At 71.6% G+C, this 14,005-nt stretch carries 14 protein-coding genes; 6 read left to right on the top strand and 8 right to left on the bottom strand.

What is annotated here, in order from left to right:
- Positions 1–5 precede the first annotated feature (5 nt).
- Positions 6–1,064 (top strand): 3-isopropylmalate dehydrogenase, encoded by a 1,059-nt coding sequence (locus tag VFZ39_RS17890; protein ID WP_330867151.1) that lies wholly within the window; start codon positions 6–8, stop codon positions 1,062–1,064.
- A gap of 76 nt (positions 1,065–1,140) precedes the next feature.
- Positions 1,141–2,214 (top strand): branched-chain amino acid aminotransferase, encoded by a 1,074-nt coding sequence (locus VFZ39_RS17885; protein ID WP_330867150.1) that lies wholly within the window; start codon positions 1,141–1,143, stop codon positions 2,212–2,214.
- 14 nt (positions 2,215–2,228) lie between these two features.
- Here the strand turns inward: VFZ39_RS17885 and VFZ39_RS17880 are convergent, their stop codons facing one another.
- On the bottom strand, positions 2,229–3,020 hold the full coding sequence (locus VFZ39_RS17880; protein ID WP_330867149.1) for an FkbM family methyltransferase: 792 nt from the start codon (positions 3,018–3,020) through the stop codon (positions 2,229–2,231).
- 166 nt (positions 3,021–3,186) lie between these two features.
- Between VFZ39_RS17880 and VFZ39_RS17875 the strand changes: the two genes are divergently transcribed.
- The gene (locus tag VFZ39_RS17875; RefSeq protein ID WP_330867148.1) at positions 3,187–4,248 is read left to right on the top strand and encodes an ABC transporter substrate-binding protein; all 1,062 of its coding nucleotides are present in this window, start codon (positions 3,187–3,189) and stop codon (positions 4,246–4,248) included.
- A gap of 122 nt (positions 4,249–4,370) precedes the next feature.
- On the opposite strand, the gene VFZ39_RS17870 is transcribed toward VFZ39_RS17875, so the two are convergent.
- The 3 genes from VFZ39_RS17870 to VFZ39_RS17860 are packed head-to-tail and all read right to left on the bottom strand — an operon-like array spanning position 4,371 to position 7,317.
- On the bottom strand, positions 4,371–5,219 hold the full coding sequence (locus tag VFZ39_RS17870; RefSeq protein WP_330867147.1) for an ABC transporter ATP-binding protein: 849 nt from the start codon (positions 5,217–5,219) through the stop codon (positions 4,371–4,373).
- Positions 5,216–6,298 (bottom strand): iron ABC transporter permease, encoded by a 1,083-nt coding sequence (locus VFZ39_RS17865; protein ID WP_330867146.1) that lies wholly within the window; start codon positions 6,296–6,298, stop codon positions 5,216–5,218. Before VFZ39_RS17865 ends, VFZ39_RS17870 begins: the two co-directional genes overlap by 4 nt.
- Entirely contained in the window at positions 6,295–7,317 is a 1,023-nt protein-coding gene (locus VFZ39_RS17860) for an iron ABC transporter permease (protein ID WP_330867145.1), read from the bottom strand. The genes VFZ39_RS17865 and VFZ39_RS17860 overlap by 4 nt, the downstream gene beginning before the upstream one ends.
- 95 nt (positions 7,318–7,412) lie before the next feature.
- Between VFZ39_RS17860 and VFZ39_RS17855 the strand changes: the two genes are divergently transcribed.
- Together VFZ39_RS17855 and cimA are read left to right on the top strand one after the other, a co-directional pair.
- Positions 7,413–8,951 carry a serine/threonine-protein kinase gene (locus VFZ39_RS17855; protein ID WP_330867144.1) on the top strand — a complete coding sequence of 513 codons (1,539 nt, stop codon included), beginning with the start codon at positions 7,413–7,415 and terminating at the stop codon, positions 8,949–8,951.
- Between the two features lie 219 nt (positions 8,952–9,170).
- The gene (gene cimA / locus VFZ39_RS17850) at positions 9,171–10,760 is read left to right on the top strand and encodes a citramalate synthase (protein WP_330867143.1); all 1,590 of its coding nucleotides are present in this window, start codon (positions 9,171–9,173) and stop codon (positions 10,758–10,760) included.
- 12 nt (positions 10,761–10,772) lie between these two features.
- On the opposite strand, the gene VFZ39_RS17845 is transcribed toward cimA, so the two are convergent.
- From VFZ39_RS17845 to VFZ39_RS17835, 3 genes are read right to left on the bottom strand one after another with little or no spacing between them, the layout of a single operon-like run.
- On the bottom strand, positions 10,773–11,378 hold the full coding sequence (locus tag VFZ39_RS17845) for an energy-coupling factor transporter transmembrane component T (RefSeq protein WP_330867142.1): 606 nt from the start codon (positions 11,376–11,378) through the stop codon (positions 10,773–10,775).
- Entirely contained in the window at positions 11,375–12,067 is a 693-nt protein-coding gene (locus VFZ39_RS17840) for an ABC transporter ATP-binding protein (protein ID WP_330867141.1), read from the bottom strand. The genes VFZ39_RS17845 and VFZ39_RS17840 overlap by 4 nt, the downstream gene beginning before the upstream one ends.
- The gene (locus VFZ39_RS17835; RefSeq protein ID WP_330867140.1) at positions 12,064–12,657 is read right to left on the bottom strand and encodes a biotin transporter BioY; all 594 of its coding nucleotides are present in this window, start codon (positions 12,655–12,657) and stop codon (positions 12,064–12,066) included. Before VFZ39_RS17835 ends, VFZ39_RS17840 begins: the two co-directional genes overlap by 4 nt.
- A 100-nt stretch (positions 12,658–12,757) precedes the next feature.
- Between VFZ39_RS17835 and VFZ39_RS17830 the strand changes: the two genes are divergently transcribed.
- Positions 12,758–13,321: a TetR/AcrR family transcriptional regulator C-terminal domain-containing protein gene (locus VFZ39_RS17830; RefSeq protein WP_330867139.1), complete on the top strand. Its 564-nt coding sequence runs from the start codon at positions 12,758–12,760 to the stop codon at positions 13,319–13,321.
- A gap of 56 nt (positions 13,322–13,377) precedes the next feature.
- On the opposite strand, the gene VFZ39_RS17825 is transcribed toward VFZ39_RS17830, so the two are convergent.
- A partial coding sequence (locus VFZ39_RS17825) for a pentapeptide repeat-containing protein (RefSeq protein ID WP_330867138.1) occupies positions 13,378–14,005 on the bottom strand: 628 nt, incomplete at its 5' end.

The raw sequence follows: 14,005 nt of genomic DNA, 5'->3' as shown, positions 1-14,005 counted from the left end.
ACCCCATGACGAAGTCCCACCGGATCGCGGTCATCGGCGGCGACGGGATCGGGCCCGAGGTCACCGCCGAAGCGCTCAAGGTGCTTGAGACGGTGCCTGACGCCAAGTTCGAGCCGACACGCTACGACCTCGGTGCCGACCGATTCCTGGCCACGGGCGAGGTGCTCCCCGACTCGGTGCTCGCCGAGATCCGGGAGCACGACGCGATCCTGCTGGGCGCCGTCGGCGGCAAGCCCGGTGACCCGAACCTGCCGCCGGGCCTCCTCGAACGGGGACTCCTGCTGAGGCTCCGGTTCGAGCTCGACCACTACGTCAACCTGCGGCCGTCGAGGCTCTTCCCCGGCGTCCCGTCACCGCTCGCCGACAGCGTCCTGTCGAGGGGCGACGTCGACTTCCTCGTCGTGCGCGAGGGGACCGAGGGGCCCTACACGGGCAACGGCGGCGCGGTTCGCGTCGGGACTCCGCAGGAGGTCGCGACCGAGGTCTCGCTCAACACCGCCTTCGGCGTCGAGCGGGTCGTGCGCGACGCGTTCTCGCGGGCCGCCGCGCGACCGCGTCGGAAGCTCACGCTGGTCCACAAGACCAACGTGCTCGTCCACGCCGGCGCGGTGTGGTCGCGCCTCGTGCGTGAAGTGGGCGAGCAGTTTCCTGAGGTTGAGGTCGACTACCTCCACATCGACGCGGCGACCATCTTCATGACGACCGACCCGTCCCGCTTCGACGTGATCGTGACCGACAACCTGTTCGGCGACATCATCACCGATCTCGCGGCCGCGATCACCGGTGGCATCGGGCTCGCGGCCAGCGGGAACGTCAACCCCGACCGGACCGCGCCGTCGATGTTCGAACCGGTCCACGGGTCCGCACCCGACATCGCGGGCCAGGGCGTTGCGGATCCGACGGCCGCGATCCTCTCCGCGAGCCTGCTGCTCGACCATCTCGGGTACGCCGAAGCCGCGGCCCGGGTCGAGGCCGCCGTCGTGGCCGATCTGGCCGAGCGAGTACCGAGCCGGCGCCGACGTACTGCAGAGATCGGCGACGCCGTGACCGCCCGCCTGGTCTGATCGCTCGGTCCGAGTGCCTGTTCTGATCGTCCGGAGGCGGGATTCCCACCTCACGACGCTCGGATAGGTTGACCCCATGCAGATCAGCACCACCCCGAACCCGGCGCCGGTCGAGGAGGCACGACTGGCCGAGATCCTCGCGAACCCGGGCTTCGGCATCCACTTCACCGACCACATGTTCACCGTCGAGTGGACGCCGGACGCCGGCTGGCACCAGGCTCGGATCACGCCGTACGGGCCGCTGACGCTCGACCCGGCGACCGCGGTCCTGCACTACGCGCAGGAGACCTTCGAGGGCATGAAGGCCTACCGGCACCACGACGGGTCGATCTGGACCTTCCGTCCCGAGGAGAACGCCGCGCGGATGGTGCGGTCCTCCCACCGGCTCGCCTTCCCGGAGCTGCCGGTCGAGGACTTCGTGGCGTCGGTCGATGCGCTGGTCACGACGGACCAGCGCTGGGTTCCCGACAGCGGGGGCGAGAAGAGCCTCTACATCCGGCCGTTCATGTTCGCCTCCGAGAAGTTCCTCGGTGTGCGGCCGGCCCAGCACGTGACGTACATGGTGATCGCCAGCCCGGCCGGTGCGTACTTCAGGGGCGGCGTCAAGCCGGTCACCCTCTGGCTCACTGAGGAGTACACGCGGGCCGGCCGCGGCGGCATGGGAGCGGCCAAGACCGGCGGCAACTACGCGAGCAGCCTGGTGGCGCAGCAGGAGGCGATCGACCAGGGCTGCGACCAGGTGGTGTTCCTCGACGCCCAGGAGGGCCGCTACATCGAGGAGCTCGGCGGCATGAACCTGTACTTCGTGCACGCCGACGGTCGGATCGTGACGCCGGAGACCGGCACCATCCTCGAGGGCATCACCCGCGCCAGCATCATCGAGCTCGCAGGCAAGCTCGGGCACCAGGTGGAGGAGCGGAAGTTCTCGATCGACGAGTGGCGTTCCGGGGTCGAGTCGGGCGACATCGTCGAGATCTTCGCGTGCGGTACGGCCGCCGTGGTGACGCCGGTGGGCACCCTGAAGTGGGCAGCGGGGGAGGCCCCGGCGCCCGCCTCCACCGAGCTGACCATGAAGCTCCGGCAGTCGCTCGTCGACATCCAGTACGGCCGCGCGGAGGACCCCTTCGGCTGGATGCATCGCGTCTGCTGACCGGGCGTACCGCGTCAGTCCGGCAGCAGGATCTCCGCAGCCTTGCGCATGACCTTCGGCTGCCGGACCAGCCGTGAGCGGACGTAGACGACGTTGTACTGGTAGGGCTTCTGCAGGTCTCGGGCGACCGGCACCAGACCGTGACCGGCCAGGTGGTGGGCCACGTCGGTGTCGAGCCACTGGCCCTCCCACGTCGGCTCCCCCTCGACCTCGATGTGCACTGCGTCCAACCGGTCGAGCACCTGGGGACCGGAGCGGAGCACCGCGTCGTTGGCACCTTCCACGTCGATCCAGGCGACCACCCGCTCACCCTCGGCGAGGGTCACGTGGTCGTCGAGCCGCACGCTCGGCACGGTGACGGTGACGCTGTCTCCGGTCTCGCGGTGCACTGCGATCGAGGCCATCCGGCTGTCCAACGCGCGCGGCTGGCCCGAGATCTCCAGCGGCAGGTTGAGCTCGATCTCACCCGTCATCGGCGCGACCGCGAGGTTGAGGTACGCGACGCCGGCTCTCGTGACCTCCCTGACGTACTTGGCGTGGACGTGGGGGTTGGCCTCGAACGCCTCGACCCGCGCCCGCGGCAGGGCCTTGCTGGCCCAGCGGCTGAACGACGCCTCGTGCGCTCCGATCTCCAGCACGACGGCGGGTTGGATCCGGCGGCACAGCCACCGGAAGTAGTCGAGCACGCGCTGCTGCAGCCGCGGCTTTCCCACCGGAGAGATCCGGGAGGACGCCTCCCAGTACCGGGAGAACGCCACGTAGGTGGCCGCCTCGACGGAGAAGGGGCGGTCACGCTCGTTGCTCACGCGGTGTTGTCCTCACGGTCGGAGTCGGGGGATCTGCAGCCTAACCGGCGGCCCAACGACACCCGTGCAGCCTCACGGGGCCATTCGTCGGCCACCCAGACCCGGTGCTCTAAGGTAAGCCTTACCTAATCAGCAGGCTCCCCCGTCCACGGAGAAGGAAGACCGAATGAACCCCACCCGACGTTCCGTCCTCGCCGGCCTGGCCACGCTGGCCGTGATGCCGGCAGTGGCTGCCTGCGGCTCCGACCAGCCCGGTTCGGCGACTCCGTCCACCCCGGCCCCCGAGGGTGCTGAGGAGGGCGCGTTCCCGGTCACGATCGCGCACAAGTTCGGGGAGACGACGCTGGAGACGGCCCCGGAGCGCGTCGTCTGCGTGGGGCTCACCGACCAGGACACGCTGCTCGCGCTCGGCATCGTGCCGGTCGGTGTCAGCTACTGGTTCGGGGAGAAGAGCAAGCGCGGCATCTACTCCTGGGCCGAGGAGGCCTTCGGCGACGCCGAGCCGCCCACCCTGCTGATGAACACCAACGGCGTTGAGATCGAGCAGGTCGCCGCGCTCCAGCCGGACCTGATCATCGGCCAGTACGCCGGTCTGACCGAGAAGGAGTACGAGCTGCTCAGCAAGATCGCCCCGACCGTCGCTCAGTCCGGTGACTACGCCGACTACGGCACGCCGTGGGACGAGGCGGCCCTGACGATCGGCACGGCGGTCGGCCGACCGGCTGCCACCCAGAAGCTGATCGACGGGGTCAAGGAGCGGATCGTCGCGGAGGCGAAGGCGCACCCGGAGTTCGCGGGCCAGACCGCCGCCGTCGTCACGCCGTACGAGGGGCTCTTCATCTACGGCCCTGAGGACCCGCGCTCGCGGCTGCTGGTCGAGCTCGGCTTCGACCTGCCGCCGATCATCACCGATGCGACCGACAGCGAGTTCGGCATCTCTCTCAGTGCCGAGCGCACCAGCGACCTCGCTGCGGTGGGCGCCGTGGTGTGGCTCGACCTCGATGCGGACAAGCAGGTGCGGACGGTGTTCGAGGGCACCACGGCCCACGAGCAGGGTCGCTGGTTCGACATCACCAACGCCGACGGCGACTACTACGTCGCCCACAGCTTCGTGACGCCGTTGAGCATCCCGTACGTGCTCGACCGCTACGTGCCGCAGCTGGCGGCCGCGGCCGACGGCGATCCGGCGACCGAGGTTCCCAGCGCCGACGAGGCAGCCCGGGGCTGACCGCACCCGGGGCCACCCCCCGTTCTTCCGTTGTTGGAACGTTCGTGCACCGGAGCCGTCGCGCGAACGTTCCAACAACGGAGAATCGACCCCCCGCCCCGGAGCGCAGTGGGCGAGCCGCCTCAGCCGGCGAGGGCCGCGGTGCTGAGCGTTCGAGGCGGCGCAGGAACGGCCGGGGCGGGGCTGGCCGAGGACGAGACGGGTACCACGATCGGGAGTCCGGTGCGCGGGTCGGGGAGGATCTCGGCCTCGAGGCCGAAGACGTCGCGCAGCATCTCGGCGGTGAACACCTCCGCGGGCGGCCCCTGGGTGATGATCCGGCCCGCGTGCATGACCACGACCAGATCGCTGTAGCGGGCGGCCAGGTTGAGGTCGTGCAGCACCATCGCCACCGTGCGGGACCGCTCCCGGTTGAGGCGGCAGACCAGCTCCAGCACCTCGACCTGGTGCGCGAGGTCGAGGTAGGTCGTCGGCTCGTCCAGGAGCATCAGGTCGGTGTCCTGCGCCAGCGTCATCGCGATCCACGCCCGTTGCCGCTGACCGCCCGAGAGCTGGTCGAGGGGCCGGTCGCGCAGCTCGGTGGTGTCGGTCATCGCCATCGCCGCCTCGACGACGTCCTCGTCCTCGCGGGACCACTGCGCGAACCAGCGCTGGTGCGGATGGCGTCCGCGGCCGACCAGGTCACGCACCAGCAGCCCCTCGGGTGCCACCGGGCTCTGCGGGAGCAGGGACAGCCGGGCCGCGATGTCGCGGGTGCCCAGCGAGGTGATCGGGCGGCCGTCGAGGACGACCTCGCCGCGGGTGGGTGGCAGCAGCCGGGCCAGCGTGCGCAGCAGGGTGGACTTGCCGCAGCCGTTCGGCCCGACGATGGTCGTCACCTGGCCGTCGGGGATCTCGACGGTGAGGTCGTGGACGACCGGCGCGCCGCCGTAGCCGACGGTGATGTCGCGGGTGCTGAGTCGTGACGTCATGTGGTGACCTTCCGGTTGGTGCGGAGCAGGAGCCAGATCAGGTACGGCGCGCCCACGGCCGCCGTGACCAGGCCGGCGGGGATGGCGAACGGGATCACGACGCGGGTCAGCAGGTCCGCGGACACCACGAGGCACGCGCCGAACGTCATCGAGGCGAGCATCGGCGGGCGCGAGCCGCCGGTCAGCCGCAGCGCGACCTGCGGGACGACGAAGGCGACGAACTCCAACGGACCGACCGCGGAGACCGCGACGGAGGTCAGGCCGACGGCGGCCACGAGGGTGAGGACCTGGGTCGTCTGGAGCCGGGTGCCGAGGCCGCGGGCGCCGTCGTCGCCGAGCAGAAGCGCGTTGAGGTTGCGCACCAGCAGCAGGGCCAGGGGGACCAGCACCACGAGCGCCAGGAGCAGCGGGATCGCATGGTCCCAGCCGCGGGCGTTGAGCGACCCGGTGAGCCAGACCTGGGCGCTGGCCGCATCCTGGATCCGCGCCGTCACCAGCAGCCACGACACCAGCGCGCTAAGCGCGGCGCCGAGTCCGATCCCGATCAGCACCAGCCGCTGGCCGTCGATCCCGCGACGCCACGACAGCAGGTAGAGGGCCACGGCGGTCAGCAGGCCGCCGAGGAAGGCGGCGATCGGCAGCCCGAGGGTCTGCAGCGTGCCGGACACCAGTCCGGCGCCGTACCCGGAGGCACCGCTGAGGACGATCACCGACACCGCGCCGACGGCGGCGCCCTCGGTCACGCCGAGGATGTCGGGTGAGGCGAGCGGGTTGCGGGCGAAAGTCTGGGTCAGCGCGCCGGCCAGGCCCAGCGCCATGCCCGTCAGCACCGCCACCGTGGTCTGGGGCAGCCGGAGCTCGTGGATGATGAACGCCGAGGCAGGGTCTCCGCCGCCGAGCAGGGTCGACACCACGGTGCCGATCGGCATCTCGAAGTCGCCGAAGGCCAGGTCGAGCACCACGAGGAGGGCGAGCACTCCGAGCGACGCCGCGGTGACCAGACCGGCTCGGACCGGGACCAGCCAGGAGGCGGGTCCGACGCGGAGCGCGGACGTGGGTTGAGACTGGAGGACGGTCACAGCGAGACCATCCGGGTCCGGCGCACGAGGTAGATGAAGACGGGGCCGCCGACCAGCGCCAGCACGATGCCGACCTGGAGCTCGCCGGGGCGCACCACGACCCGCCCGAGGACGTCGGCCAGGATCACCATCAGCCCGCCGACCAGCCCGGCGTACGGCAGCAGCCAGCGGTAGTCGACGCCGGCGAAGAACCGGGCGACGTGCGGCACCACCAGCCCGACGAACGCGATCGGCCCGCACGCAGCCGTGGCCGCACCGGTGAGGAGCATCACGGTGGTGATCCCGAGGACCTTGTGCCGGGTCGGGTGCATCCCCAGCGACCTGGCGACGTCGTCGCCGAGCTGGAGCAGGTTCAGGCTGGGCGCGCTGATCGCGGCGAGCAGCAGGCCGGCGGCGATGAAGGGCGCGACCTGCCAGAAGACGTCGAAGTCGCGGCCGGCTGTCGAGCCGACGTTCCAGAACCGGAAGTCGTCGAGCGTCTCCAGGTCGCGCAGCACGATCGCCTGCGTCACCGACAGCAGCAGCGCACTCACCGCGGCCCCGGCCAGCACCAGGGACACCGGGCTCGGCCCGCCGCGGGTGGACCCGATCGCGAAGACCGCCGCCGCGGCAAGGCCCGCCCCGGCGAGCGAGAACCACGCGTAGCCGGTGAGGCTGGTGACGCCGAAGACGAAGATGGCGAGCACGACGGCGAACGAGGCGCCGGCGGTGACTCCGAGCAGGCCGGGGTCGGCGAGCGGGTTGCGGGTGTGGCCCTGCATCAGGGCGCCTCCGACGCCGAGGGCGATGCCGACCGCGATCGCGAGCACGGTCCTGGGCAGTCGCAGACCGTGGACGATCGTGGAGATCTCGCCGCCGTCGGGGTCGAACAGCGCGGAGAGCACGGCGCCGGGTCCGATCGACCGGCTGCCGATCATCAGCCCCAGCACGCCGGCGGCGAGCAGCGCCACCGTCAGGAGAGCGATCCCGCGCACGGATCCCTGCCGTGGTGCGCGGGTGATCACGTCCGACGTACTCACGAGAGGTAAGGCTAACCTAACCACCTTCCTACGTCGCTGGTCGCCCTCCGCTGACGTCCCGAGGATCCGCTGCCCATCGAAGTACCCTCGACTGCGTGACGACGTCCCAGCGCCCCGAGTCGGCGCCTGCCGAGATCCGCGTGGGCGGCTACCGGCTCCTGACGAGGTTGGGGGAGGGCGGCATGGGCGTCGTGCACCTCGCGTGCCGCGAGGACGGCCACCGGGTGGCGCTCAAGGTGCTGCGGCCGCACATCGTGGGCGACGACGAGGCGCGGGCCCGGTTGACGCGCGAGGTCAACTCGCTCTCCCGGATCCGGAGCCGCTGGATCGCGGAGATCGTCGACAGCGACCCGTGGGGCGAGATCCCGTTCGTCGCCACCCGCTACGTCCCGGGGTTGTCCCTCCACGACCACGTCGCGGAGGAGGGGCCGATCACCGGGGACGACCTCCGGTGGTTCGCGGAGTGCCTGGCCGAGGGCCTGGCCTCGGTGCACGCCGTCGGCGTGCTCCACCGTGACGTCAAGCCGTCGAACGTCCTGATGGAGGGTCGGACCCCGATCCTGATCGACTTCGGGCTGGCTCGGGTCGCCGACGACCCGAAGCTCACCCACACTGGTTGGTTGCTCGGCACGCCGGGCTACCTCGCGCCCGAGATCCTGCACGGCGACGACGCGACCACCGCCTCCGACATCCATTCGTGGGCCGCGACCGTCGCGTTCGCGGGCACCGGCCGACCGCCCTTCGGGCGAGGCCCGTCGATGGCGATCATGGACCGGGTACGCCGCGGCGAGCACGACCTCAGCGGCCTGCCCGACGACCTGCGCGAGGTCGTGCACGCTGCGCTCGACCCGGATCCGGCGCGTCGCCCGGCGCTCGGTGAGATCCGTGACTGGGTGGTGGGCGGACCCGTTCCGGTGGTCGCCGAGCCGGCGCCGCCCAGCGCACCCGACGATCCCTACACGGTGCCGCTAGCGCTCGCCGCCGCCGCGCACGAGCGGACGATCAGCATCTTCGACGAGGACGACCCGGAGGAAGCCGGCAGCACCCGGCAGCTCGACGAGGAGCTCCCCGCGCCACGGGTGCCGCTCGCCGAGCGGACCCGCCGGGCGCTGCTGCTGGTCGGGCTCGGGCTGGCGGGGGCGACCGGCATCGCGGCGTACCCGTGGCTCACGCTGGCGGCGCTCGCGCTGCTGACCTGGTTGTTCCGCGGTGCCTCGTTGGCAGCCTCGGCCGCCGGCGCTCGTCGCACCCTCCGCGGGGCACGGTGGTACGACGGCCCGCAGCTGCTGATCGCCTCGCCGTGGCACGCGGTGCAGGCACTCCCCGGTGCGGTACTGCTCCTGCTCTGGAGCCTCGGCCTCGGTCTCGCTTGTGGCCTGATCTGCTACGCGGTCGCGGCGAGCGAGCAGGTGACGCTGTTCGCCAGCGGGCTGGTCACCGTCCTCGCGCTCTGGCTCGGGCCGGGAGGCTCGCGATTCCGCGGCCCGCTGACCCGGATGGTCAACCCGGTGTGCCGCACGCTCGCGCCGTGGCTGGTCGCCTGGGTGCTGGTCCTCGCCGGAGCGATCGGCCTCGGAGTGCTCGCCACCGACCGCGGCACCGACTGGACCCCGATCGGCGACCCCCTCCACTGAGTCGTGCCTCGTACGCGTCGAGTCGTGCCTCGTGCGCGTCGAGTCGTGCCTCGTGCCGGGTCGTGAGACAACCGCCCACGCCGGCCGGCGTCGCGTGGCACACTGAGCCCGTGCACCAGAGCATCACCATCATCATCGCCTAGCGCGTCGAGACCCTCGACGCGCCCACCTCTCGTTCCCACGAGAGGTTTTTTGTTGCCCGACGACCAGGACCCACCCATGACCGACACCGACCTCCACGGCGACTTCCACGTCTACGACACCACCCTGCGCGACGGCGCGCAGCAGGAGGGGCTCAACCTCTCGGTCGCCGACAAGCTCACGATCGCCCGCCACCTCGACGGTCTCGGCGTCGGCTACATCGAGGGCGGCTGGCCGGGGGCGAACCCGAAGGACACCGCGTTCTTCCGGAGGGCCGCGGTCGAGCTCGACCTGCAGCACGCCAAGCTGGCGGCCTTCGGCGCGACCCGGCGGGCCGGGGTGGCGGCTGCCGACGACCCGCTGGTCGCGGCGCTGCGCGAGTCCGGTGCCGGCGTCGTGACGCTGGTGGCCAAGTCGCACGACCGCCACGTCGACCTCGCGCTGCGGACCACGCTCGAGGAGAACCTCGCGATGGTCCGCGACACCGTGTCCCACCTCCGGGCCGAGGGGCAGGAGGTGTTCCTCGACGCCGAGCACTTCTTCGACGGCTACCGCGAGAACCGCGACTACGCCCTCGAGGTGCTGCGCACGGCGTACGACGCGGGGGCCGCGGTCATCGCGCTCTGCGACACCAACGGCGGCATGCTGCCGGCGTGGGTCGCCGACGTGGTGCACGACGTCATCGAGACCACCAGTGTCCGCGCCGGCATCCACTGCCACAACGACACCGGCTGCGCGGTCGCCAACACGCTCGCGGCGGTCGACGCCGGGGCGACCCACGTCCAGGGCACGATCAACGGGTACGGCGAGCGCACCGGCAACGCCGACCTGGTCAGCGTCATCGCGAACCTGGAGCTGAAGCTGGACCGCTCCGTGCTCCCGCCCGGGCTGCTCGCCGAGGCGACCAGGATCGCGCACGCCGTCGCCGAGGTCACGAACGTCCCACCGGCCGGCCGGCAGCCGTACGTGGGCACCAGCGCGTTCGCCCACAAGGCCGGCCTGCACGCGAGCGCCATCAAGGTCGACCCGAACCTCTACCAGCACATGGACCCGGTCGGCGTCGGCAACGACATGCGGCTGCTGGTCTCGGACATGGCCGGCCGCGCCTCGATCGAGCTCAAGGGACGCGAGCTCGGCTTCGACCTGTCCGGCGACCGCGACCTGGTCACCCGGATCACCGACCGCGTCAAGACCCTGGAGTCGCGCGGCTTCACCTTCGAGGCCGCCGACGCGTCCTTCGAGCTCCTCCTCGTGGAGGAGGTCGAGGGCAGCCGTCCTTCGTACTTCGACGTCGAGTCGTGGCGAGTCATCACCGAGACCCGCCCCGGCGACGAAGCGGTTTCGGAGGCGACGGTCAAGCTGCGCGCCGACGGCGTCCGTTACGTCGTCACGGCCGAGGGCAATGGGCCGGTGAACGCGTTGGACCAGGCGCTGCGCGAGGCGATCGGGCAGGCCTACCCGGAGGTCGCGAAGTTCGAGCTGATCGACTACAAGGTCCGGATCCTCGACCAGGGGCACGGGACCGACGCGATCACCCGGGTGCTGATCGAGACCACCGACGGCGAGTCGTCGTGGGTCACCGTGGGGGTCGGCGCGAACGTCATCGAGGCGTCCTGGGGTGCGCTCATCGACGGCGTCACCTACGGGTTGCGTCGCCACCAGGGCTGACGACCCGGGAGGTCAGTCACCCACGCCGCGGGCGTGCAGCGCCTCGCCCGTCGCGCGGGCGTGCGCCACCGTGCGGAGCACCATCGGCGTGACCAGCGCGCGGGGGTTCCGCTCGAGGCCGCGGGCCATCGCAGCCTGCCGGGTTTCGGACGCGAGGTCGATGGTCGTCGGGATGCCGCGGATCATCAGGGAGAACGCGAGTGCCACCAGGTCGGGGTCCACGCCGAAGCGCCGGAACGGGCCGAGCGCGCGCGTGATCGTGTCGAGCATCTCGTCGACCGCGGTGGTCACCGTCAGGACGGTGGCGAGCAGGATCAGGCCGACCAGGGCTCCGACCACGGTGACCGCGTGCTGCCACCCCTGTTGCCACACCTGGAACGTGGTGATCAGCACCATGACCACGAGCAGCCCGCGCAGGGTCCGCACCAGCAGCGCGAGCCGCACGCGCGCCACGGCGAGCAGCGCCACGACCACTCCCAGCAGCGCGACCGAGGTGGCGGGCGACCGGTAGACGACGGTGGCCAGGCTGATCACCGCCATCGCCACCAGCTTCGCCCCCGCCGGCATCCGGTGCAGGAACGTCGTGCCGGGCTGGTAGGCGCCGATCAGGTGGCTCACGGGACACCCGCCCGGTAGCGGGCGACGACCTCGTGCGGGTCGCCGTCCGCCGTGACGCGGCCGGCGTCGACGAGCACGGCGCGGTCGCAGCGCAGCGCCAGGTCGAGGTCGTGGGTGACCAGCACCAGCTGCTGTCGCAGAGAGAACAGCAGGTCGGCGACCCGGCGGGTGTTGGCGAGGTCGAGCAGCGTCGTCGGCTCGTCGGCGACGAGGACGTGCGGGTCGGTGGCGAGCACGCCCGCCAGTGCGAGGAGCTGCCGCTGGCCGCCGGACAACGAGTGCACGCTGCGCTCGGCCAGCTCGCCGAGGCCGTAGCGGTCGAGCACCGACAGCGCGGCCCTGGTGCGCTCGTCGCGGTCGGGGTGGGTGCGGCGCAGCGAGAGGGCGACGTCCTCGACGACGGTCGGCATCACCAGCTGCGCGGTCGGGTCGGTGAACGCGAACGCCACCCGGCGGCGTACCTCCCGGCCGTCGTGCGCGACGTCGAGCCCGTCGACCACTACCCGACCGCTGCGAGGGGTGACCAGGCCGTTGAGCAGCCGGGCGAACGTGGACTTGCCCGAGCCGTTGGGCCCGATCAAGGCGACCCGCGGCTCGGTGAGGGTGAGTGTCGTCGCCGCGAGGATCTCCACCTCGCCGCGGCCGGTCTCGGCGCAGACCCGGGCCTCGTGGAGCTCGATCCGGCTCACGCCGGCTGCGGCTCGCGTTCGGTGTCGCGCGCCCGACCCGGGAGGAGGTCGGGGAAGGCCCGGTGCACGGCGGTCGCGACCAGCGCCATCAGCACGTTCTTCATGACGTCCCCGGGATAGAACTGGGTGTCGAAGAGGAACGCCGCCTGCACCGACATGTCAGCACGCCAGGCGAGGTTGAGCGGGCCGAGCGTGTGGATGAACAGGAAGCTGCTGAGGAGCCCGGCGGTGAAGACCAGCGAGAAGGAGGTGGCGCGGTCGCGGTTGCGCTGGACGATGAACCCGCAGAGCGCGGCTGCGAGCGGGAAGGCGATGAGGTACCCCGCGGTCGGGCCGGTGAAGTGCCCGATGCCCGCGGCACCGCCGGAGAAGATCGGAAGCCCGATCGCGCCCCCGGCGAGATAGAGGACGACCGCGAGGAAGCCGCGAACCGCCCCGAGGCAGGCGCCGGCGAGCAGCACCGCGAACGTCTGCAGCGAGAACGGCACGCCCACGCCGGTCTTGATGTCGGGCAGGATCGCGACGGCGGCGATCAACGCGGCGAAACCGGCGACCAGGGCGACGTCGACGGCGGGGGAACGTCGGTTCATCGGAGTTCTCTCGGCAGTGGTGGACGGGTGACCTGAACGGCGTTCAGGTTAGGGTGCTGCCCGAAGCGCGGTCAACGCGCCCCCTCGAGAGGACGGTCACATGCGGCACCGGCGGGAGGACGTCGTCGCCCGTGCGCTCGGCGTGCTCGACGAGTACGGGCTGCCGGACCTGACCATGCGCCGGCTCGGCGCCGAGCTCGGCGTCCAGGCCAGCGCGCTCTACCACCACTTCCCCGACAAGCAGACCCTGCTCGCTGCGGTCGCCGACGAGCTCCTCGCCCGCGGCGCACGACCGCTCCCCGACGGCAGTTGGGAGGAACGAGCGCGGGCGGCGTGCCACGGGCTCCGCGACTCCTGCCTCGCCTACCGCGACGGCGCCGAGGTGGTGGCGACCGCGCGTGCGTTCGGCCTCGGCGGCCGCACGCCGTACGACGAGCTGGTGAACGCCCTCGCCGAGGGTGGGATCGCGCCGGACCTCGCGGCGGCTGCCGCTCGCGCGCTGCTCCACTACGTGCTCGGCCACACCATGGACGAGCAGCTCCACCGGCAGGCGGGCAGCGCCGGCGCGATCGAGAGCGACCCGCGGACCGACCGGCATGCGGCCGACTTCGCCACCGGGGTCGACCTGGTCCTCGCCGGTCTCCGGACCCGGGCTGCTCGATAGTCCGCCGCCACAATCATCAGATCCGATGCCGCGGTGATGATTTCGGCGGCGGAGTATCACGCAGGGGTGACGTCCACGACGGCGCCGTGCAGCTCCGCGAGCAGCACCGCGCCCGGAAGGTCGAGCTTGGTGCCGCGCAGCCGCGCCGCGGCGAGGTCGACCCGGTCGAGTGACGCGCCTCGCAGGTCAGCTCCCCCGAGGTCGGTCTCGCGCAGGTTGGCCCCGTCGAGCCGGCAGTCGCGGAGCACGGCGTTCGAGAGGTCGCTCATCGAGAGGTCGGCCTCGCGCAGGTCGACGCCGGTCAGGTCGACGCGGTCGAGCTTGCCGCCCCGGATCGTGACGCCGCCCCACTGTCCGCCGACCACCCGCAGCGGCCGCATCGTGCACTCGGAGAACACCGAGCCCGTGAGCTTGCAGCCGTCGAGCGTCGCGTCGAAGAAGTTGCAGCGCTCGAGCGCGCAGGCCACGAACGCGGTCGACTCGTGGGTGGATGCGTTGAACCGGCAGTTGGAGAACGCGCAGCGCTCGAACACCGCATTCCTGGTCGACGCTTCCGTGAGGTCGACGTCGGTGAACGCGCAGTCGGTGAAGCGGGCGGCGCCGAGCTCGTCGCCGTACCAGTCCTCGTCGCGGAAGGCCCGGCCTTCGGCGCTCATCGGATCAGACATCGACCGTTCCGCCCGA

It is taken from the genome of Nocardioides sp., assembly GCF_036374615.1.
Lineage (GTDB): Bacteria > Actinomycetota > Actinomycetes > Propionibacteriales > Nocardioidaceae > Nocardioides.
This window is presented reverse-complemented; position numbering and strand designations above follow the sequence as displayed.